We start from the raw sequence: 21352 nt of genomic DNA on the forward strand, positions 1-21352 counted from the left end.
GTCCCGGCGGTCGCGTGAGGTCGGATGCGGCCGTCGGGGATTCGCAAGTCCCCTCGACGGAGCTGGTCTGGTACGCCAGCTACGGCTCCAATATGAATCCGCAGCGTCTGGGCTGTTATCTGCACGGCGGTGCACCGGACGGCGGTGTCATGACCCTACCCGGCTGCCGTGACGCCACACCGCCGCGAAATTCGGTGCCGCTGCTGCTGCCCGGGCTGCTGTATTTCGCCACCGAATCCGCCGTCTGGACCGGCGGACGCGCCTTCTACGACCCCGACATCGCCGACCACACCGCCGCACACGCCTACCTGCTCACCGCCGCCCAGTTCAGCGATATCGCCGCACAGGAGATGTACCGCGAACCAGGCACGGATCTGGATTTCTCCACCGCAGTCGGTACCGGACGCGCCCGCTTCGGTCCGGGACGGTACGAAACCCTCGTCTACGCCGGCATCCGCGACGGCTACCCGATCCTCACTTTCACCGCTCCGTGGGGATGCCACGATGTCGCGGGCAACCCCCCGGCCGCCGCCTACCTGCGGCACCTGGCCCGCGGGCTGATCGCCTCCCACGGATGGACGATCCAGCGCACCGCCGCCTATCTGGCCACCCGCCCCGGCGCCGACCTCACCTGGACCACCGCGTCCGTGGCCACATTGTTGAGCGAGGACGCCCCAGCGCCACCACCCGCCGGCGGCCAGGACTCCGGCGAGCCATACCCGTGAGGAGCGCCGAGGTGTTCACGCTATGCCCGGCGGCTTCCCGAAGGCAGCCGAAATCGCCTGTGCGCCCGCCCGAATCGCCTCGATATAGCCCGCCCGCTCGGCCCTGCGGACCGCGGGCCGCAGCGGCCCGATCTGGACCTCATAGGGCGCGGCCGCACCATCGAACACCGGCGCGGACAGGTAGCTGACCGGCAACGGTTCCTCCGCGGCGACCTCGACGTCGGTGTAGGGCCGCGCCGTCAACCGCGACAACTGCCGCAATACCCGTGACCGTAGTTGCGGCTGCAGCACCTCGGCACCCACCGCTCCCAGCAGATCGGCGAGAACGTCGACCAGACCGGCATCGTCGGCGTCGGGCCGGAACACCGCATAGCCATTGCCCGCGACGAACCGCAGCAATGCGGGTGCCTCTCGGCGGCCGGCACCCGACGCGGTCGACAGCCACGCGCGACGCTCGGCGTCGGTGCGCCACGGCATGACCGCGGCACCGGCCGGATACGCCAGCGGAAGCGATTGCCCGACAGTCAACCCCGGTACCACCCGCGCATCGGCGTACTGCTTGGCCACCACCGTGAGCTGGTCGCTCTCGATGCGGCTGAGCGTGGCACCGCAGCCGGCGGCCGAAGCCAGCGCGGCCAATTCGGCCTGCACGGCCGCGCCGGGTGCTCCGGGTGGAGCGGGCGACAATTTGGCCAGCGCGGGACCCGGCCGATACCGCAGGTCATCGTCGCGGCGCACCCATCCCGCTCCGGTGAGTTCGGCCAGTACCGCCGTGACGGTGGCGCGCGCGAGCGACAGCGATGCCGCGATTTCCGATGCACTCAGCCCACGATCGGATTCGGTGAGCAGCTCGACCACCGCGATGACCCGTCGCGTCGGCGGCGACCCCGCTATAGACATCGTCAACCCCTTGTCGCCGGGCACGTACCGCCCTACACTGCATCGACTATTCGCCGAATGATAGTCGAGTATTCGACACCTAGGAGGACGCGGCGATGATTCTGGATCGATTCCGGCTCGACGGCCGGGTAGCCGTCGTCACCGGCGCGGGGCGCGGTCTCGGGGCGGCGATCGCGGTCGGATTCGCGGAGGCGGGCGCCGACGTGGTGATCGCGGCGCGCACCGAATCCGATCTGCGCGAGGTCGCCGCTCGAATCGAGGCGACCGGGCAGCGCGCACACGTGGTGGTCGCCGATCTCGCCGATCTCGACGCGGCCGCCGCGTTGGCGGACGCGGCCGTCGAACAGTTCGGCCGCCTGGATACCGTGGTGAACAACGTGGGCGGCGCGATGCCGAAACCGCTGCTGGACACCAGCGCCGATGATCTGGCCAAGGCCTTCACCTTCAATGTCGGCACCGCGCACACCCTGGTGCGCGCCGCCGTACCGAAGATCCTCGACACCGCGGGTACCGGCTCGATCATCAACGTAACCTCGACGATGGGCAGGCTGCCCGGCCGCGCGTTCGCCGCCTACGCCACCGCGAAAGCGGCGCTCGCGCACTACACCCGCAGCGCCGCACTCGATCTGTGCCCGCGCATCCGGGTGAACGCGATCGCGCCCGGATCGATTCTCACCTCGGCCCTCGAGATCGTCGCGGGCAACGAGCAGATGCGTTCGAAACTCGAACAGGCCACCCCGATGCGCCGGCTGGGCGATCCGGCCGATATCGCCTCGGCGGCACTGTTTCTCGCCTCGCCTGCGGGCGATTTCCTTACCGGCAAGGTGCTCGAGGTCGACGGCGGCCTCATCGCACCGAATCTCGACATCCCCCTTCCCGATCTGTGAGGTGACGACGATGACATATCGCGTAGTGCAATGGGGCACCGGCAATGTCGGACAGCACTCGTTGGCCGGTGTAATCGACGATCCGCGGCTCGAACTCGTCGGCGTGCGGGTCTCCGGTCCGGACAAGGACGGCCACGACGCGGGCGAACTCGTGAGTATGGCGCCGACCGGCATTCTGGCCACCACCGACACCGAGCGCATCCTGGCGCTGAAGCCCGACTGCGTTGTCTACACGGCCATGACCGACAACCGGCTGGTCGAGGCACTCGAGGAACTGCGGGTGCTGCTCGCGGCGGGGATCAATGTGGTGGCGAGCGCACCGGTGTTCCTGCAGTACCCGTGGGATGTGATCCCGGACGAGCTGCTCGTCCCCGTGGAAAAGGCTGCCGCCACGGGTAATTCGTCGCTGTTCGTCAACGGAATCGACCCGGGTTTCGCCAACGATCTGCTGCCGATGGCGCTGCTGGGAACCTGCCGTCGAGTCGACCAGGTGCGGTGCATCGAGATCGTCGACTATTCGACCTACGACAACCCGGCCGTCATGTTCGACATCATGGGCTTCGGTAAGCCGATGGACGAGACGCCGCTGCTGCTGCAGCCCGGCGTGCTGTCACTGGCCTGGGGCAGCGTGGTCCGTCAACTGGCCGCCGGCCTCGATATCGAACTCGACGCCGTCACCCAGACCTACGAGCGAGTGCCTGCGCCGGAAACCTTCGACATCGACTCCGGCACCATCGAGAAGGGCACCGCGGCCGGTCTGCGCTTCGAGGTGCGCGGGATGGTGGGCGAGCGCGCGGTCACCGTGCTCGAACACATCACCCGCCTGCGCGCCGATATCGCCCCGGACTGGCCGCAACCGGCGCGCGAGGGCGGCTCGTACCGGGTGGAAGTCACCGGCGAACCGCATTACACCCTCGACCTGGCCATGTTCAGCGACAACGGCGACCACAACCACGCCAGCCTCGTCGGCACCGCAATGCGCCTGGTCAACGCCATTTCCGCAGTGGTGGCGGCCCCGGCGGGCATCCGCACGACACTCGATCTGCCGCTGATCACCGGAGCCGGACTCGCCGCACGGGGCGACGACCGCATCAGCTGACACTTTTTCGTCGTCATTCCATCCGCGCGAGCCGTCCGACCGCGGATCCACCTGGTACGGTCGCGCACCTGCGGTCCGCCGTCGCGACGGCAACACCGCCGATCAGGACGGCAACTGTGATCGCACGCGGCCGACTACGGTAGCGACGAGCTCGTCGAATTGCGCGTCGACCGACGTCGGCGCGGCCTGTGCGGCCTCGGTCAGATGTGGTAGTGGCAGGTCGGCATGGGCGTCGAGCCATGTCGCCGGGACCGGGGATGAGTCGATGAGGGTGCGTCCTTCTCGATCGGCCGGATAGTCGACCAGCAGTGCGAACGAAAACAGCAGCAGAGACAGCTGACGGTGTGTGGCGATGGCCGCCACGGGTGTGAGGCCGATCGCACGCAACAGCCCGAGGAACCGATCCGGATTCATCAGCCGGTTCGGGTGGATGGCTGCGGGACTCGCAGTTTCGTCCAATGAGACCAGCAGGGCGCGTGGGTGCCTGCGGTACAGCGCGCGCATCCCCGCGGCATATGCCGCCACCGATTCTTCCCAGTTGCCGGACTCCAGGTCGGGCACTTCCCATTCGGCCAGCATCGCCTCGACGGCGAGGTCGATCACCTCTGCCCGGTCGTCGACGTAGTTGTACAGCGCGCGCACCGTCACGCCGAGCTCGGCGGAAAGGGTCCGCATGGTGACGGCCGGGAAGCCTTGTGCCCCGGCGATTTCCAGGGCCTTGGCAGCGATACCGGTACGGGTGAGCACGGGCCTGCCCTTCCGGGTCGCCGAGCGTCTGCGCTGAGTCGAAGGCACACGGGGAGCTTATCCCGAAAAAACTTCACACACTGTTGACTTTAACGACGAGCTATCGGACGATGCCAGGGAACAACCCAGCGAACATCGAGAATCCGGAGACTTCCGTGCCTGCCCTTCCCCGCCGACTCCCACCGGCACCCGCGATCCTGATACTGGTGATCGCGACCACCGCATTGGTCGTCATCGACACCACGATCGTGGCCATCGGCTTATCCGACCTGCGCGCCGATTTCGGTGTCGCCGGTGTCGAATCGGTGGTGGTGTCGTATCTGGTGACCATGGGTGCACTCACCCAGATCGCCGGTAGCCTGTCCGACCGGATCGGCAGACGGCGGCTGTTCCTGGCCGGCATCGCAGTGTTCACCGCAGCCTCGCTCGCCGCCGCGGCCGCACCGTCGCTGCTCCTGCTCGACCTCGCCCGCGCGCTACAGGGTGTCGGCGCCGCGGTTCTCATGGTCAACGCGCTGCCGCTGCTGTCGCACCGCTACGAGGGCGAAGCACGCAATCTGGCCATCGCCGCGTGGGGCTCGGTCGCGACAGCCTCCGGACTCATCGCACCACTGCTCGGCGGACTGCTGATCGACACCTTCGGGTGGCGAGCGATGTTCGCGGTCAATGTGCCGATCGGCGTGGCGGCCTTGGCTTTCGGGTGGCGAAGGCTCCCCTACGACACCCCGGCAGTCCACCCGGCCGGTGTCGACTGGCTGGGTGGCGCAATGCTCGCCCTCGGGCTGGGATCGGGCACACTGGCCCTGCTGCGCGGCGACGAGCAGGGATGGACCGCACCCGCGACGGCGCTGCTCATCGCGATATCCCTCGTCGCACTGGCGGCCTTTCTGCTGACCGAGCGGCGGGCAGCGGCACCGATGCTCGAGCTACGCCTGTTCGCCCAGCGGGCCTTTACCGGCGCGCTGGCCGCAGTCTTCATCTCCCGGGTGCTCACCATCGGTGGCACCGTGTATTTCGTTGTCTACTTCCAGGATTCGCTGGGCCTGACCGCATCGCAGGCCGGCCTGCTGATGACGCCGGTATTCCTGGCGCAAATGGCGACCGGCATGGTGGGCGCCAAGTTGCTGAGCTGGTGGGCTCCGGGCATCGTCATCGCATCGGGGTACGTACTGAAGGGCGCCGCGGCGCTGGCGTTGGCCATGCTGGTGGCGCCGGATGCCCCGATCTGGGCGCTGATCGTGGCGCTGCTGGTCTGGGGCGCGGGCGGCGGAATCGCCGGATCTCCGGTCATGGCAGTGGCGATGAACGTCACCGCGCCCGAACGCGCGGGCATGGTGGCGGGTGCGGTGACCAGCCTGGCGGCGATCGGTGCCGGTGTCGGCACCGCGGCGCTCGGCGCGATCTTCCGGTCCCGGGTCGATGCGCAGGAGACCGACGGCACCCGGCAAGCCGTCGCGGACGGAGCGTCGGCGGTCTTGTTCACCTCGGCCGCGCTCGCCGCGGTGACGGTCGTCCTCGTGTTGATCCTGATCGATCCGCGTCGCGTTCCCCGTCCGAAACCCGACGCCTCGGCCGAGGCCGAACCCGCACGCACTGGTGACCGGACAGCTCCGGCCGACGATGTCCGCGCATGACGGTCACCGTCGGCCGGAGCCGGACTCAGCTGGTGATCAGGACAGTTTCAGCGACCGCCCGATGATCTCCTTCATGATCTCGGTGGTGCCGCCGTAGATCGTCTGGATGCGAGCGTCCATGTACGCCTTGGCGATCGGGTATTCCTTCATGTAGCCGTAGCCACCGTGCAGTTGCAGGCAGCGGTTGATGAGGTCGAGCTGCTCCTCGGTGCTCCACCACTTGGCCATGGCGGCGTCCTCGACCGAGAGTTTCTCCGCATTCAGGTCCTCGATGAACCGGTCGACCATGATGCGCACGGCGGTCGTCTTCGTGGCCAGCTCGGCCAGCACGAAACGGGTGTTCTGCAAGGCGCCGATCGGCTTGCCGAAGGCCTTGCGGTCACGTACGTACTGGACCGTCATGTCCAGGCAGCCCTCCATGGCGGCGGCGGCCATCACGGCGATCGACATGCGTTCCTGCGGGAGGTTCTGCATCAGGTGGATGAAGCCCATCCCCTCGGTGCCGAGCAGGTTGGCGGCGGGCACCCGCACATCGCTGAAGCTGAGTTCGGCGGTGTCCTGCGCCTTGAGGCCGATCTTGTCGAGGTTGCGTCCACGTTCGAAGCCGGGCATACCGCGCTCGACGACCAGCAGACTGAAGCCCATCGCGCCCTTCTCGGGGTCGGTCTGAGCGACCACGATGACGATATCGGCGTTGATGCCGTTGGTGATGAAGGTCTTGGAGCCGTTGAGCACCCAGTCGTCACCGTCGCGCACAGCGCGGGTCTTGATGCCCTGTAGGTCCGATCCGGTACCCGGCTCGGTCATGGCGATCGCGGTGATGATCTCGCCGGAACAGAATCCGGGCAGCCACCGCTGCTTCTGCTCCTCGTTGGACAGCTCGAGCAGATACGGCGCGATGACATCGTTGTGCAGCGAGAAGCCGAGCCCGGAGTACTGCCCGCGCACGGTCTCTTCGGTGATCACCGCGTTGTAGCGGAAGTCCTTCACGCCGCCGCCGCCGTACTCCTCCGGCACAGCCATTCCGAGGAATCCCTGCTTACCCGCCTCGGTCCACACCGACCGGTCGACGATGCCCTGCTCTTCCCACTTCGCATGGTTCGGCGCGACATGAGTATCGAGAAACTTGCGGAACGACTCCCGGAACAGGTCGTGCTCGGGTTCGAACAGTGTGCGCTCCACACCAACCTCCTAGTGACCACACGAACCGGCCCGCACCGGTCCGTCGTTGTCACCCACCGTACCCGGAATGAGAATGGCTGTTCACTTCACTCCCCGAATTCGTCGTCTCACCTGCTCGAGTAGCGACGCCGACCATGATCAGAGGAGATTCACGACAAACGAAACCGCCGCAGCCTGTCGATGGCACCGGAGGTGAACGCGGCCAGATCGCCACGCACCCGGCCGGTCAGGGTACGACCGGAATCGCGGTCACGTTCGGCGAACAGGAACCTCAGCTCCTCCTCCAGACCCTTGCGGACCACCGCACGCAACTCGACGGCCGCGGCACCGAGGTCGGGGGCGTCACGCCAGGGCGCCGGATCAATCGGCGCGCCCGCGGCGAAGTAGAACCGTTCCGGGCGCGGCAGTGGAGTCGGGCCGATGCCGCGCACCAGCGGTGGGGTGAGTTCGCGGTTGAGACCGAGCGCTTCGACCGCCCACCGCACGGGGCGCAGCACCGGATGATCACCGTCGACGATGATGTCGTAGGCGTCGTCCACGCCGATCATCGCCACCGGCACGATGGGTGCGCCCGCCTCGATCGCCATCCGGGCGAATCCGGTGCGACCCTCCCATTTGAGGTGGTACTTCTCGTTCTTGCGCCGCACCGCTTCCCGCCCGCCGCCGGGGAAGACCATCACGGCTTCACCACGCTCGAGCAGGGCAAGGCAGTTACGCCGGGTCCCGCGCACCGAGCCGTAGTGGTGCAGCAGATGCCGTATCCCCGGCACGGCGATGAGCACGTTCTCCGCCAGCCCACGGATCAGCCTGCCGCGCCGATGCAGCACTTCCGGCAGCAGCAGTGGCGCATCGATTCCGCCGAGCAGATTGTGGTTGCCTACCAGCAACACCGGGCCTTCGGCGGGGATGTTCTCCAGCCCGTAGAACCGCGGGCTGGTCCACGCGCGCAGCGGCGCGAGCAAGGTCTCGATGATGCGCAGGTCGGTGCCGCTCAGCGAGACCGACAGCGGCGCACCGTCGCTGAGCACGGCGGTCTCGGGCAGTGCACCAGCGGCGCCGGGCACAGCACCGGCAGCCTCGGGCGGAGCACCGGCCGGCCGATCACCGGAATCGGCCGAGCCGGAACGGTCGTGCGACATGAACCCTCCTGATGTCGATTCGATGACGATAACGCAACGAAATCGACTGTGTCGCATCGGATATGCCGTCAGCGCTGACCTGCGCCGATGTTCACCCGCCGGACACCCGGTGGATTACGGTGCGGGCCGATCGCCGGTGACGGTGCCCGCATGCGCATACTCCGACAGCGCCGCTGCCAAGGAGTGCGGGACCCGCGCGTGCACCCGAGTGCCCGATTCCTCATGGCTCGAGCTGTCGATCCGGCCATCGGCGTGGATGCGGGCGAGCAGGTCACCGCGGGTGTAGGGCAGCAAAACGCTGATCTCGACATCGAGCCCACCGAGTACCTCGGCCAGCCGGTCACGCAGTGTGTCGATCCCGGTGCCCTTGTGCGCGGAGACGAATTCGGCCCCGGCCAGCAGTGCGCGCAGGCGGGTCAGCTCGACCGTATCGACGGCGTCGATCTTGTTGACGACCAGCAGTTCCGGCGGTGCCGGGGTACCCGATTCGCGAATCACGTCGGTGACGACCTCGCGCACGGCCTTGATCTGCTCGGCGGGCAGTGCGTCGGATCCGTCCACCACATGCAGCAGCAGGTCGGCGCCGGTGACCTCTTCCAGGGTGGAGCGGAATGCCTCGACGAGCTGGGTGGGCAGATGCCGGACGAATCCAACGGTGTCGGTGAACACGACCTCGCGGCCGTCATCGAGTTCGGCGCGGCGAGTGGTCGGGTCCAGGGTGGCGAACAGCGCGTCCTGGACCAGCACGCCGGATCCGGTCAGTGCGTTCATCAGGCTGGACTTGCCCGCGTTGGTGTAGCCGATGATCGCGACCGACGGGATACCGCTCGAGGTGCGCCGCGAGCGCATGGTGTCGCGCGCGGTTTTCATCTCGCGGATCTCGCGGCGCAGCTTGGCCATCCGCTCCCGGATGCGGCGCCGGTCGGTTTCGATCTTGGTCTCACCGGGACCACGCAGGCCCACACCGCCGTTGCTGCCCGCCCGGCCACCGGCCTGACGCGACATCGACTCACCCCAGCCGCGCAGCCTGGGCAGCATGTACTCCATCTGCGCCAGCGCGACCTGCGCCTTGCCCTCACGGGAGGTAGCGTGCTGGGCGAAGATGTCCAGGATCAACGCGGTCCGGTCGATCACCTTGACCTTGACGACCTTCTCCAGTGCGGTGAGCTGCGCGGGAGTCAGTTCACCGTCGCAGATCACCGTGTCCGCACCGCTGCCGAGCACCACCGCGCGCAGTTCCTCGGCCTTACCGGAACCGATGTAGGTGGCCGGGTCGGGCCGGTCGCGGCGCTGGATCAGGGCCTCGAGCACCTCCGAACCTGCGGTCTCGGCGAGTGCGGCGAGTTCGGCCATGCTGGCATCGGCGCGTGCGGCGCTGCCCTCGGTCCACACACCGACCAGCACGACCCGCTCGAGTCGCAGCTGCCGGTATTCGACTTCGGTGATATCGGTGAGTTCGGTGGACAGCCCGGCGACACGGCGCAGGGCGCTGCGTTCCTCGAGCTGGAGTTCACCGGCAGTCGGCTCGGGCGCCCATCCGCCACGGCGGCGGTCCGGCTCGGCGTCGGAGCTGAGATCGGTGCCGTCGTACTCGGTGCCGGCTTCGTCGTCGGCGCCGTCGAACAGATCAATACCGTTGGTCATATCGAAAGACTCTGAATTCCTCATACACCATCCATGCTGCCACGAAATCCCAGGACAGCGCATGTGGTTATCCAGCGGGCCCCTCCGATCACTGCTGCTGCCACCAGTCGGCGGCGATCCGGCCGGTCGCCACCAGCACCGATGGTCCGCGTAGCCACGCCTGGCCACCTTCCAGCCCTACCGACACCGCACCACCTGGCACCCGCACGACCACCTCACCGGTGTCCTGCGCGATCCGGAAACCGCCCGCGGCCAGGGCGGCGGCCGCCGCGGCCACCGTTCCCGTCCCGCACGACCGGGTCTCGCCGACGCCCCGCTCATAGACCCGCATATCGACCGCACCCGACGGGTCGAGCGCGGTGACTATCTCGATGTTCACGCCCTGGGGGAACAGATCGGGGTCGTAGCCCGGTGCCACGGTGAGGTCGAGCTTGCCGAGCGCATCGGCAGTGAGCTCGGGGTCGACGCAGGCCAGGTGCGGGTTGCCGACGTCGATGCCGATCCCCGAATAGGCCCATCCGGCCACCGTGGCGGTCGATTCGCCCAGTTCACGGACTTCGCCCATGGTGACGGTGACCTCGCCCTGCACCGGACCGGCCGCATGCACCGTCACCGGACGGGCGCCCGCCCTGCTACCGACGACGAACGATCGGCTCGGTTCCAGGCCGGACGCCGCGAGGTAATGCGCGAACACTCGCACGCCGTTGCCGCACATCTCGGCGATCGAGCCGTCGGCGTTGCGGTAGTCCATGAACCAGTCGTCGGCACCGACACCCTCGGGCAGCTCGGGCAGCACGCCCCCGTCGCGCAACGCACCCGCTCGCGCGACTCGAAGCACCCCGTCGGCGCCGAGGCCGCGTTGCCGATCGCACAGCGCGGCGATCCGCTCGGCGGTCAGGTCGAGCCGCACCGCGGGGTCGGGCAGCACCACGAAATCGTTCTGGGTGCCGTGGCCCTTGGTGTACTCGATGCTGTCGGTTTCTGGCACGTGCAGGCTGCCTCTCGTCATCGCGAACGTCGGGGGAACATCGTGGTCATCTGGCAAACGTCCGGCGTTGCCGGGAAATTTCGTACAGCGCGACCGCGCCGGCCGAAGGCGCACCGAGCGAACTCGCGGTCCCGCCCATGGGGATATCGACGATGTCGTCGCAGGCCTGCGCCCAGCCCGCACTCATTCCCGTGGTCTCGTTGCCGACGACCAGGATCGTCGCCTCGGTGAAATCGTGATCGAACACCGCATGCGAGCCACCTTCGTCGGTACCGACGATGCGGGTCGGGATACCGCGGTCGATCTGCCGATCACGGAACTCGACGATCTGAGCGGGACCGGCCGCGCGCAGCACCGGCATCGCGAACAGTGAACCGGTGGAGGCCCGTACCGCCTGCGGGTCGTACTGATCTGCGCCGTGCCCGGTGACGATCACCGCGTCCGCGCCGAAGGCGTCGGCCGAACGGATCAGCGTGCCGAGATTGCCGGGCGAATTCGGGCGGTCGAACACCACGACCACCGGTGCGTCACCGGGATCGCCCGGTTCGAAGCTGTCCAGCTCGATGGTGCGTGACTCGGCGACCGCCACGACCTCCGGTGCCGCTCCGGCCTTCTCCCCCAGTTCGGCCATCAATTCCGGCACCAGCCCGACCTGCGGTACGTCGCTGGTCTCGAGCAGCTCGCGCGCCCAGCCCGACAGCTCCGGCGTACCCAGCCGGTACAGCAACGTCTCCAGCGGCCAGTCGTTGGCGAGGGCCTGGGTGATCGGACGCACGCCCTGCACCAGGAACCGGCGGTCACGATGACGCTTGGTGCGATTGTTCAGGTAGGCCTGCCATACCTGCACGGAGGCGTTGCGGGTGCTGATACGTCGGGTCACTGCGGGGTCCGCTCCTCGAGGTCGGTGCCGATGCCTGGCTGGGCGGTGGCCAGCAGCGTGGCGACTGTAGCGGCCAGTGCCGGATCGGCGCCCTCCACCCAGCGCACCCGTTGATCGCGGCGGAACCAGGAGCGTTGCCGCCGCACATAGCGCCGGGTGCCGATGAAGGTCCGTTCCTTGGCGTGGGCGAGGTCGTATTCGCCGTCCAGACAGGCGAGCACCTGGGCGTAGCCGATGGCTCTGCGCGCGGTCTGGCCGTCGCGCAGGCCGAGATCGATGAGTCCGCGCACCTCCTCGACCAGGCCGGTGTCGAACATCAGGTCGGTGCGGCGGGCGATGCGGTCGTCGAGTTCGGTGGTGTCGCGGTCGACGCCGATGATGACGGTGCCCCAGCGCGGGCGGCCGATGACCGGCGCGGAAGCCGCGAACGGCTGCCCGGTGAGTTCGACGACCTCGAGCGCACGCACCATCCGTCTACCGTCGGTCGGCAGGATGGTCGCGGCGGCGGCCGGGTCGGCGGCGCGCAGCGCCTCGTGCACCGCGACCACCCCGCGTTCGGCGAGCAACGCCTCCCAGCGGGCCCGGACCGCCGGATCGGTGGCGGGGAAATCCCACTGGTCCAGCAGCGCCTGGACATACATCATCGAGCCGCCGACGATGACCGGTGTGCGGCCGCGGGCCATGATCGCCTCGACATCGGCGGCCGCGGCGGCCTGATAGGCGGCCACCGTCGCGGTCTCGGTCACCTCGAGCACGTCGAGCTGATGGTGCGCGATACCGCGTCGCTGGTCCGGCGGCAGTTTGGCCGTGCCGATGTCCATGCCGCGATACAGCTGCATCGCGTCGATATTGACGATTTCCCCGCCGAGCCGTTCGGCCAGGTCCAGCGCGAGATCGGATTTGCCGGTCGCGGTCGGGCCGACCACAGCGATCGGGGTACTGGTCGTCGTCACCGCTGCCCCGCTCCGGTGCCCGGCCGCCACAGGCTCACCTGGTAGCCGACGCCGAACGGCGCGTCCTGATAGCGGGTGTCGACCGCGGGATCCACCGCGTCGGCGCCGAACACCCCGGCCAGCACCTGGTAGGCGGCCCGGCCCCGGATGCCGACCTCGGCGCATTCGACCGGATCCAACGCGAGCAGGCCGCCACGGTCGCCCGCGCGCAACACGTTCTCCAGCACGGCTTGCCTGTCGGCGGCGCGCGGATCGAAGTAGCCGGGCGCGGACGTGGACAGGGTGGTCGCTCCGTCGGCGACGACGAGCACACCGTGCGGTCGAGGATCGGCATCCAGTTCGGCGCGCAGTTTCGCGCCCAGCTCCACACATCGATCGACCGGGCTGTCGGCGGCCACGATCCGGGCGTCCGCGACCGCGTCCGGCGCGACATGCTCACGTAGCCACGCCGCGATCAGTACTGGTAGCGGTAGCTCCGGGTCCGCGCCCGTCGTTTCGATCGGTCCGGTACCGGTGAGCGCCACGGCGCGGTCCACGCCGAAACCTCGGAAGGTGCCGACTGTCTCCCGCCCCATGACCTGGTCGCGGGCACCCACACCGACGACCGTCCACCGCGAAGTCACCGCTGCCAGGTCGCCGATGGCGGCCAGCGTCGCCGCGCGCAGTTCGGCGACCGCCGGACCCGCGTGGAGACCACCGCAGAGCTCGGGAACCAGGATCGGCGGCGACGGAACCAGGGCCGCAAGACAGAACACCTCGTCAACGGTAGTCGCCCGCCGGAACCGCCCAGCGACCTGTCAGTCCCGGTGCGCCACCATGGGTTCGAGTGTCTCTGCCGGAAATCGGGCCGCAATTGCTACTGTTCGAGGTACTCCAACCCAGGTCATCGCGGGTCGGGGTCCGTGGTGCCACACCGCGGTGCACACACGATCGATGTGGTTTCTAGGGCTCGGACCGGGTTCAATGGGATGAGCTAGGGCGTAACCAGGCAGCCGTGACGCGCGGCAGGGACGAGGAGCAATGACCGACAGCAACGGAACCGCGAAACCCGGCCCCGGCACGACCCCGCGACCGTCCGGAATGCCGAAACCCGGCGGCTCCCCCCACCCCAAACCACACGCCGTCAAACCGCCGCCCGGCGCGTCGACCGAGCATCCGCACCCGGTCATCGTCCCCACGGTCACCGACCCCAGCGAATGGGGCCGCGTCGACGAGAACGGCACCGCCTGGGTCAAAACCGCCGATGGTGAGCGCGAAGTCGGATCCTGGCAGGCCGGTGACGCCACCGAAGGCCTGGCCCATTTCGGCCGCCGATTCGACGATCTGGCCACCGAGGTCGCGCTGCTGGAAGCCCGGCTGGCCGCAGGCGCGGACGCCCGTAAGACCAAGGCCGCGGCGCTGACCATCGCCGAATCGCTGCCCACCGCTGCCGTCATCGGTGATATCGACGGCCTGGCGCAGAGACTGCAGGCTATCGCCGAGCATTCGGAGGAAGCGGCCGCGCACGCCAAAGAGGAGAAAGAGCGCGCCAGGCACGAGCACACCGAACGCAAGGAGACTCTCGCCGCCGAGGCCGAGCGCATCGCCTCCGAGTCCACCCAGTGGAAGGCCGCCGGTGATCGGCTGCGCGAAATCCTCGATGAGTGGAAGTCCATTCGCGGGGTGGACCGCAAGGTCGACGATGCACTCTGGAAGCGGTACTCGAAGGCGCGTGAGGCGTTCAATCGCCGTCGCGGCGCCCACTTCGCCGAACTCGATCGCGAGCGTGCCGCCGCCAAGACCCGCAAGGAAGATCTGTGTGAGCGGGCCGAGGAGCTGTCCGGCTCCACCGATTGGGCGGGCACCGCCGCGGTGTTCCGCGATCTGCTCACCGAATGGAAGGCAGCAGGTCGCGCCCCACGCGAGGCCGATGAGGCACTGTGGCGGCGTTTCAAGAGCGCCCAGGACGTGTTCTTCGCCGCCCGCAACGCCGCGGCCTCCGAACGGGACGCGGAGTTCGAGCACAACGCCGTCGCCAAGGAGGAGCTGCTCGCCGCCTACAGCCACATCGATCCCGCGCACGGTCTCGACGGAGCCCGCGCATCGCTGCGTGAGCTGCTGGACAAGTGGGATGCCATCGGCAAAGTGCCGCGGGAGCGAATGCAGGAGCTGGAAGGCAAACTGCGCACCATCGAAAAGCGGGTCCGCGAGGCGGCCGACGCGCAGTGGCGGCGCACCGACCCCGAGGCCATGGCACGGGCCGCGCAGTTCCGGGAACGGGTCGCACAGTTCGAAGAGCAGGCCGCCAAGGCCACCGCGGCCGGGAAGACCCGCGATGCGGAGAAGGCGCTCGAGCAAGCCAAGCAGTGGCGGGAGTGGGCCGAAGCGGCCGAGGGTGCGGTCACCAACCGCTGACCTGGAGACACGATAAAGGCGCACCCGGCGATGGGCCGGGTGCGCCTGGTCGTTTGGCGGGGACTGTGTGACCGCAGATCGGCTGCCTTGTGGGCCGGCGACCGCGTCGACCTCAGGAGTCGCTGTCGCCGTGCAGCCTGCGCCGGTCCCGCTCTTCCTCGGCGGCGGCCGCGATGCGCCGCTGCTCCTCGGCAGCCAGCTGCAGCGCGGTGCGGCTCCATACGACGCGGACCCAGTGGAAAGTCAGCACGACGGCGGCGATCGTGCCGATGATCAAGCCGATGCCGGGGCCGGCGCCGACGTAGTTGTTCAGGCCGGGAGTCTGGCGGTGCCAGATGGAGAACACGCCGAACGCGCTGGCGATCGCGGAACCGGCCACCGCGATCCACGCCAGCACCCAGCGCCGGGTCATCAGCGCCAGCAGCGAGAACCCGATACCGAACACCACGACGAACCAGACGAAGATCCGCGAGGGCAGGCCGATGTGCTCGGTCACCGTGACATCCGAGCCGAGCAGCACATCGAACCCGCGGGCGGCACCGGCGTGCGGCAGCACCAGCGACACCAGCAACGCGAACACCGCGCCGGCGACGACCATCGCGCGCACACCGGGGTCGATCTCGCCGGCGATCCGGCGCTCGACGGCGTCGAGATCGTCGCGGAACTGTTCGAAATCGTCGGTCTTCTCCACCGAGCTCACGGAGTCCTCGTTTCCTTCGGCTGTGTTGTCGGGTTCGGGTATTTCGGCCGGTTCGGCGACGCCATCGCCGGTAACCGATGCGTCGCCGGAGTGCTCGCCCGGCGCGGCCCCGTTGCCGGCGGCCGGCGGCCCGGTGCCCGGATCGGCCCGGTCGCCGCGACGGAAGGGGCTGCTGTCGTCCGCGTCGCCGGGATCAGGGTGACGCTGGTTCATGTCCCGCATCCGGTGGCGCAGCCCGCGGCGGCCACCGGTTCCGGTGCGGGGGCGCCGATGCGCGGCAGGCCGAGGCCGACGCCGATGGGTTCGGTCTTGGGCGTGGTACCGCGTTCGTGGGCGTCACCCGCGGGGGTGCGTCGATGGGTGCGCAGCGGCGCGTCGGCGATCAGATGATGCGGCGCCGCGCCGGTGATGTCGACGGTGACGATGTCGCCGGGCCGGATCGGCTCGGTGGATTCGGGCCGGAAGTGCACCAGCCGCCCGTCGCGGGCCCGGCCGCTCATGCGTGCGGTCGCGGCGTTCTTCTTCCCCGCGCCGTCGGCCACCACCAGCTCCACCTCGGTGCCGATCAGTGCGCGATTGGCGTCGAGGGAGATCTCCTCCTGCAGCGCGATCAGCCGGTCGTAGCGGGCCTGCACGACCTGTTTGGGCAGCTGGTCGGGCATATCCGCGGCAGGCGTGCCGGGGCGCTTGGAGTACTGGAAGGTGAACGCGCTGGTGAACCGCGCCTGCCGGACCACTTCGAGGGTCTGCTCGAAATCTTCTTCGGTCTCACCGGGGAACCCGACGATGATGTCGGTGGTGATCGCCGCATGCGGCATCGCGGCACGGACCTTCTCGATGATGCCGAGGAAACGGGCCTGCCGGTAGGAGCGGCGCATCGCCTTGAGCACCCGGTCCGAACCGGACTGCAGCGGCATATGCAGCTGCGGGCAGACGTTGGGCGTGTGCGCCATCGCCTCGATGACATCGTCGGTGAATTCGGCCGGATGCGGTGAGGTGAACCGCACCCGCTCCAATCCGTCGATACTTCCGCATGCGCGCAGCAGTTTGGCGAACGCGCCACGGTCGCGCGGCTGCTCCGGGTCGGCGAACGAAGCACCGTAGGAGTTGACGTTCTGGCCGAGCAGAGTCACTTCGAGCACGCCCTGGTCGACCAGCGCCTGCACTTCGGCGAGTACGTCACCGGGACGGCGGTCGACCTCTTTACCGCGCAGTGCGGGCACGATGCAGAAGGTGCAGGTGTTGTTGCAGCCGACCGAGATCGACACCCAGCCCGCGTAGGCCGACTCCCGCTTGGCAGGAAGCGTCGAGGGGAAGGCCTCCAGCGACTCCAGGATCTCCACCTGGGCCTCGTCGTTATGCCTGGCGCGCTCGAGCAGCACCGGCAGCGATCCGATGTTGTGGGTACCGAACACCACGTCGACCCACGGCGCCTTGCGCACCACGGTGTCGCGATCCTTTTGCGCCAGGCAGCCGCCGACAGCGATCTGCATCCCCGGGCGCTCGGCCTTGATCGGCGCGAGATGGCCGAGGGTGCCGTAGAGCTTGTTGTCGGCGTTCTCGCGCACCGCGCAGGTGTTGAACACCACCAGGTCGGCCGTCTGCCCCGACGACGCCCGCACATAACCCGCATCCTCGAGCAGGCCGGACAAGCGCTCGGAATCGTGCACGTTCATCTGGCAGCCGAAGGTGCGGACCTCGTAACTGCGGGCGCCCGACGCCGCCGGGACCAGGGCGGGATGCGCTACTGCCTGTCCGATCGAATCCACCCGTCCAGGGTACGGGCTGCACTGTGCCGGGTTCGCGGCGCATCGGCCCCGGCCCGGCCATCGTGCCGCAGGTCACCGGGCTCGTCGGCAGACTCGCTCGGCGTCGCGGCGGTGCACGCGATCCGAACTCCGCCGAGCTGGCCGCCAGGTTACGGCGACATGTCGATTCGGCGCGACGCCTCGGTGTGTCACGGAAAGCCCCGCAAATCCGTGATTTCCGCTTAAGGTCATGGACCATGACCGACGCCACCGACGCGCCCGGAACGACCGGGGCCGCCGACAGCGGGGACGCCACCGCGCCACCGATGATCTCGATGCGCAACGTCAACAAGCACTTCGGTGCTCTGCACGTGTTGCGTGATATCAACCTCGAGGTGCCCAAAGGGCAGGTCGTGATCGTTTTGGGCCCGTCAGGGTCCGGCAAATCGACGCTGTGCCGCACGATCAATCGGCTCGAGCCGATCGACACCGGCGACATCAGCGTCGACGGTGTGCCGCTGCCTGCCGAGGGCCGCGGCCTTGCCGCACTGCGCGCCGATGTCGGCATGGTGTTCCAGTCGTTCAACCTGTTCGCGCACAAGACGATCCTCGACAACGTCATGCTCGCGCCGATGAAGGTGCGCAAGATCAAAAAGGACGGTGCCCGCACCAAGGCGATGGAACTGCTCGAACGCGTCGGCATCGCCAATCAGGCCGACAAGTACCCGGCTCAGCTGTCGGGCGGTCAGCAGCAGCGTGTCGCCATCGCGCGCGCGTTGGCGATGAACCCCAAGGTGATGCTGTTCGACGAGCCGACCTCCGCGCTCGACCCCGAGATGGTCAACGAGGTCCTCGAAGTCATGGTGTCGCTGGCCAAAGAGGGCATGACCATGCTGGTGGTCACCCACGAAATGGGCTTCGCCCGCAAAGCAGCAAACCGGGTGCTGTTCATGGCAGACGGTCAAGTGGTCGAAGACGCCGTGCCGGAAACGTTCTTCACCACGCCGAAGTCCGACCGGGCCAAGGACTTCCTCGGCAAGATTCTCAGTCACTGAGTCGCCGAGCCGTCCACCGACCACGGCCATCGAAAACCGAATGAGGGAAGAAGGAACTCGATGAGGATCAACCGTGCGCTCCGTCTCGGAGTCGGGGCCATCGCCCTGGCACTGGCCGCCGCCACCACTGCGGGCTGCGGCAGCGGAGACGACAAGACCGCTCTCGACCACGCCAAGGAAGGCAAGCTGACCATCGGCATCAAGTTCGACCAGCCGGGTCTCGGTCAGCGCAACACCGACGGCACCTACAGCGGCTTCGATGTCGAGGTGGCCCGCTATGTCGCGGCCAAGCTCGGCGTGCAGCCCGACGGCATCACCTTCAAGGAGGCACCGTCGGCGCAGCGCGAAACGCTGATCGAGAACGGCCAGGTGGACTTCATCGTCGCCACCTATTCGATCACCGACCAGCGCAAGGAGAAGGTCGATTTCGCCGGGCCGTACTACATCGCGGGCCAGAGCCTGCTGGTGAATGTCGGCAATACCGATATCACCGGTCCGGACACGATCGCGGGCAAGACGGTGTGCTCGGTCAAGGGTTCCACCCCGGCCCAGAACATCGAGAAGAACTTCCCCGACACCCAGCTGCAGACCTACGACACCTACTCGCTGTGCCTCGAGGGCCTCAACAGCGGTGCGGTCGGCGCGATGACCACCGATGACATCATCCTCGCCGGTTACGCCGCCCAGACCCCCGGCCGCTACAAGCTGGTCGGTGAGCGGTTCACCACCGAGAACTATGGGATCGGCCTGAAGAAGGGCGATCAGGAAAGCCGCGACAAGATCAACGACGCGATCGAGGCGATGATCGCCGAGGGCGCCTGGGACAAGGCCTTCCAGGATTCGGTCGGCCGCGCCGCGGGCTACCCCACTCCGCCGGCTCCGCAGGTGGACCGGTACTGATCCGATGATCGATTGCGGTGGGCGCCACGGGCGCCCACCGCTCGGTCATCCGATCGCCGGCCCTTCTCCCACCTCACGATCGGAGGCGCGCACCCACCGTGTTCGATTTGATCTCTGAGTACGACTCCCAATTGCTCGACGCGTTCTGGGTCACCATCAAGTTGACCGCGTTCTCCGCGATCGGCGCGCTGGTGCTCGGCACCATCGTGGCCGCCATGCGGGTCTCGCCGGTCCCGGTGGCGCGCTGGGTCGGCACCCTCTACGTCACTATCTTCCGCAATACACCGCTGACACTGATCCTGGTATTCTGCTCGATCGGCCTGTATTCGACCCTGCGGGTCAAGCTGGCCGCCGAAGGCCCGGACTCACTCGCGGAGAACAACTTCCGCTGGGCGGTCGTCGGTCTGAGTGTCTACACCGCGGCGTTCGTCTGCGAATCGCTGCGCGCGGGCATCAATACTGTGCCGCTCGGGCAGTCCGAGGCGGGCCGCTCGCTCGGCCTCGGGTTCCTGCAGAACCTGCGGCTGATCGTCATGCCGCAGGCGTTCCGTTCGGTGATCGCACCGCTGGGCAGCGTGCTGATCGCGTTGACGAAGAACTCCACCGTCGCCTCCGCTATCGGCGTGGCCGAGGCCTCGTTCCTGATGGCCAAGATGCTCGACACCGAGGCCGCGCTGCTGGCGATCGGTGCGATCTTCGCGCTCGGCTTCGTCATCCTGACGCTGCCGATGGGCCTGCTGTTCGGTTACATCGCCAAACGATTCGAGGTGGCCCGATGAGCCGCGAACCGTCGGTTCTGTTCGACGCGCCCGGTCCCGCGGCGCGCGTGCGCAACATCATCTACTCGGTGATCGTGCTCGCCGTGGTGATCCTGGCGGGATGGTTCGTCTACCGCGGATTCGACGAGCAGGGCCAGTTCGACGCTGAGAAGTGGAAGCCGTTCCTCGAGGCGGATGTCTGGACGACCTATCTGCTGCCCGGTCTGCGCGGCACGATCGTGGCCGCGGTGCTGTCGATCGTCTTCGCGATGGTGCTCGGCATGATCTTCGGTATCGCCCGGCTCTCCGATCACCGATCGGTGCGCTGGGTTGCCGGTGCGGTCGTCGAGATCGCGCGCGCGATTCCGGTGCTGATCCTGATGATCTTCCTGTTCGCGCTGTACTCCGAATACAACGTGTTCGAGTCGGAGTATCTGGCGCTCGGTGCAGTCGTCACCGCGCTGACCATCTACAACGGGTCGGTCATCGCGGAGATCGTGCGGGCCGGTATCCGCTCGCTGCCCAAGGGGCAGACCGAGGCGGCGTCGGCGCTGGGTATGAGCAAGGGCCAGTTGATGCGGTTGATCCTGCTGCCGCAGGCCATCACCGCCATGCTGCCAGCGCTGATCTCGCAGATGGTTGTGGCGTTGAAGGACTCGGCGCTCGGTTACGTCATCACCTACGAAGAGGTGGTCCGCAACGGTCTGCAGCTCGGCGCCGCCAACTCCAACACCATTCCGGCGTTGATCGTGGTCGCCATCATCATGATCGTGTTGAACATGACGCTGTCGCAGGTCGCGACCTGGGTGGAACGGCGTCTGCGCGCCGGCCGACGCAAGGGTGGCGGTGCGGTGGTCGCCGCCGATTCGGTGATCACCGACGCTGCTCCCGGGGTGGACATCACCAAAGCCCCGTAGCCGGTAGTGGTTTCGGGGGGGGGGGGGGGGCCCCCCGCCCACCCGCCCCGAGGTTTGTTGGGAACAAGCCAAACAAAACAGAGGGCAGGCCCGGAAAAAACG

At 68.0% G+C, this 21352-nt stretch carries 20 protein-coding genes; 9 read left to right on the plus strand and 11 right to left on the minus strand.

Annotated elements, in window-relative coordinates:
* The first annotated feature begins 14 nt into the window (after positions 1-14).
* The gene (locus tag ACFXNW_RS10315) at positions 15-725 is read left to right on the plus strand and encodes a histone deacetylase (protein WP_379417306.1); all 711 of its coding nucleotides are present in this window, start codon (positions 15-17) and stop codon (positions 723-725) included.
* A 15-nt stretch (positions 726-740) separates the two neighbouring features.
* Here ACFXNW_RS10315 and ACFXNW_RS10320 read toward each other — a convergent pair whose 3' ends face one another.
* Positions 741-1625 (minus strand): helix-turn-helix domain-containing protein, encoded by an 885-nt coding sequence (locus ACFXNW_RS10320; RefSeq protein WP_379417307.1) that lies wholly within the window; start codon positions 1623-1625, stop codon positions 741-743.
* Between the two features lie 95 nt (positions 1626-1720).
* Between ACFXNW_RS10320 and ACFXNW_RS10325 the strand changes: the two genes are divergently transcribed.
* Positions 1721-2512 carry an SDR family oxidoreductase gene (locus ACFXNW_RS10325; RefSeq protein ID WP_379417308.1) on the plus strand — a complete coding sequence of 264 codons (792 nt, stop codon included), beginning with the start codon at positions 1721-1723 and terminating at the stop codon, positions 2510-2512.
* A gap of 10 nt (positions 2513-2522) precedes the next feature.
* Positions 2523-3611: a diacylglycerol kinase gene (locus tag ACFXNW_RS10330; RefSeq protein ID WP_379417309.1), complete on the plus strand. Its 1089-nt coding sequence runs from the start codon at positions 2523-2525 to the stop codon at positions 3609-3611.
* A gap of 102 nt (positions 3612-3713) precedes the next feature.
* Here ACFXNW_RS10330 and ACFXNW_RS10335 read toward each other — a convergent pair whose 3' ends face one another.
* Entirely contained in the window at positions 3714-4406 is a 693-nt protein-coding gene (locus ACFXNW_RS10335) for a TetR/AcrR family transcriptional regulator (RefSeq protein ID WP_379417310.1), read from the minus strand.
* A 158-nt stretch (positions 4407-4564) separates the two neighbouring features.
* On the opposite strand from ACFXNW_RS10335, the gene ACFXNW_RS10340 reads away from it, so the two are divergent.
* A complete protein-coding gene (locus ACFXNW_RS10340; protein WP_379417311.1) occupies positions 4565-5992 on the plus strand; it encodes an MFS transporter in 1428 nt (475 codons plus the stop codon).
* Positions 5993-6028: 36 nt separating this feature from the next.
* Here ACFXNW_RS10340 and ACFXNW_RS10345 read toward each other — a convergent pair whose 3' ends face one another.
* From ACFXNW_RS10345 to ACFXNW_RS10375, 7 genes are all read right to left on the minus strand, one after another.
* Complete coding sequence (locus ACFXNW_RS10345; protein WP_379417312.1) at positions 6029-7174, minus strand: acyl-CoA dehydrogenase family protein; 1146 nt, start codon at positions 7172-7174, stop codon at positions 6029-6031.
* A gap of 149 nt (positions 7175-7323) precedes the next feature.
* Complete coding sequence (locus tag ACFXNW_RS10350) at positions 7324-8313, minus strand: lysophospholipid acyltransferase family protein (protein WP_379417313.1); 990 nt, start codon at positions 8311-8313, stop codon at positions 7324-7326.
* A gap of 114 nt (positions 8314-8427) precedes the next feature.
* On the minus strand, positions 8428-9957 hold the full coding sequence (hflX, locus tag ACFXNW_RS10355) for a GTPase HflX (protein ID WP_379417314.1): 1530 nt from the start codon (positions 9955-9957) through the stop codon (positions 8428-8430).
* Positions 9958-10045: 88 nt separating this feature from the next.
* Positions 10046-10927, minus strand: a complete 882-nt coding sequence (dapF, locus tag ACFXNW_RS10360; RefSeq protein WP_379417375.1) for a diaminopimelate epimerase — start codon at positions 10925-10927, stop codon at positions 10046-10048.
* Positions 10928-10991: 64 nt separating this feature from the next.
* Positions 10992-11825 carry a TrmH family RNA methyltransferase gene (locus ACFXNW_RS10365; RefSeq protein ID WP_379417315.1) on the minus strand — a complete coding sequence of 278 codons (834 nt, stop codon included), beginning with the start codon at positions 11823-11825 and terminating at the stop codon, positions 10992-10994.
* A complete protein-coding gene (miaA, locus tag ACFXNW_RS10370; protein ID WP_379417316.1) occupies positions 11822-12778 on the minus strand; it encodes a tRNA (adenosine(37)-N6)-dimethylallyltransferase MiaA in 957 nt (318 codons plus the stop codon). Before miaA ends, ACFXNW_RS10365 begins: the two co-directional genes overlap by 4 nt.
* Positions 12775-13533, minus strand: coding sequence for a hypothetical protein (locus tag ACFXNW_RS10375; RefSeq protein ID WP_379417317.1), 759 nt, complete (start codon positions 13531-13533; stop codon positions 12775-12777). The genes miaA and ACFXNW_RS10375 overlap by 4 nt, the downstream gene beginning before the upstream one ends.
* Before the next feature lie 265 nt (positions 13534-13798).
* Between ACFXNW_RS10375 and ACFXNW_RS10380 the strand changes: the two genes are divergently transcribed.
* Positions 13799-15172, plus strand: coding sequence for a DUF349 domain-containing protein (locus tag ACFXNW_RS10380; protein ID WP_379417318.1), 1374 nt, complete (start codon positions 13799-13801; stop codon positions 15170-15172).
* Between the two features lie 112 nt (positions 15173-15284).
* On the opposite strand, the gene ACFXNW_RS10385 is transcribed toward ACFXNW_RS10380, so the two are convergent.
* Both ACFXNW_RS10385 and miaB read right to left on the minus strand, forming a co-directional pair.
* On the minus strand, positions 15285-15914 hold the full coding sequence (locus tag ACFXNW_RS10385; RefSeq protein WP_379417376.1) for a hypothetical protein: 630 nt from the start codon (positions 15912-15914) through the stop codon (positions 15285-15287).
* A 167-nt stretch (positions 15915-16081) separates the two neighbouring features.
* The gene (miaB, locus tag ACFXNW_RS10390) at positions 16082-17632 is read right to left on the minus strand and encodes a tRNA (N6-isopentenyl adenosine(37)-C2)-methylthiotransferase MiaB (RefSeq protein ID WP_379417377.1); all 1551 of its coding nucleotides are present in this window, start codon (positions 17630-17632) and stop codon (positions 16082-16084) included.
* A gap of 314 nt (positions 17633-17946) precedes the next feature.
* Here miaB and ACFXNW_RS10395 point away from each other — a divergent pair, with 314 nt between their 5' ends.
* The 4 genes from ACFXNW_RS10395 (at position 17947) to ACFXNW_RS10410 (ending at position 21250) form a co-directional block, all read left to right on the plus strand.
* Complete coding sequence (locus ACFXNW_RS10395; RefSeq protein ID WP_379417378.1) at positions 17947-18675, plus strand: amino acid ABC transporter ATP-binding protein; 729 nt, start codon at positions 17947-17949, stop codon at positions 18673-18675.
* Positions 18676-18735: 60 nt separating this feature from the next.
* Positions 18736-19575 carry a glutamate ABC transporter substrate-binding protein gene (locus ACFXNW_RS10400; RefSeq protein ID WP_379417319.1) on the plus strand — a complete coding sequence of 280 codons (840 nt, stop codon included), beginning with the start codon at positions 18736-18738 and terminating at the stop codon, positions 19573-19575.
* A gap of 98 nt (positions 19576-19673) precedes the next feature.
* Complete coding sequence (locus ACFXNW_RS10405; protein ID WP_379417320.1) at positions 19674-20354, plus strand: amino acid ABC transporter permease; 681 nt, start codon at positions 19674-19676, stop codon at positions 20352-20354.
* Entirely contained in the window at positions 20351-21250 is a 900-nt protein-coding gene (locus tag ACFXNW_RS10410) for an amino acid ABC transporter permease (protein ID WP_379417321.1), read from the plus strand. The genes ACFXNW_RS10405 and ACFXNW_RS10410 overlap by 4 nt, the downstream gene beginning before the upstream one ends.
* The last annotated feature ends 102 nt before the right edge of the window (positions 21251-21352 follow it).

The organism is Nocardia sp. NPDC059180 (assembly GCF_042754945.1).
Taxonomy (GTDB): domain Bacteria; phylum Actinomycetota; class Actinomycetes; order Mycobacteriales; family Mycobacteriaceae; genus Nocardia.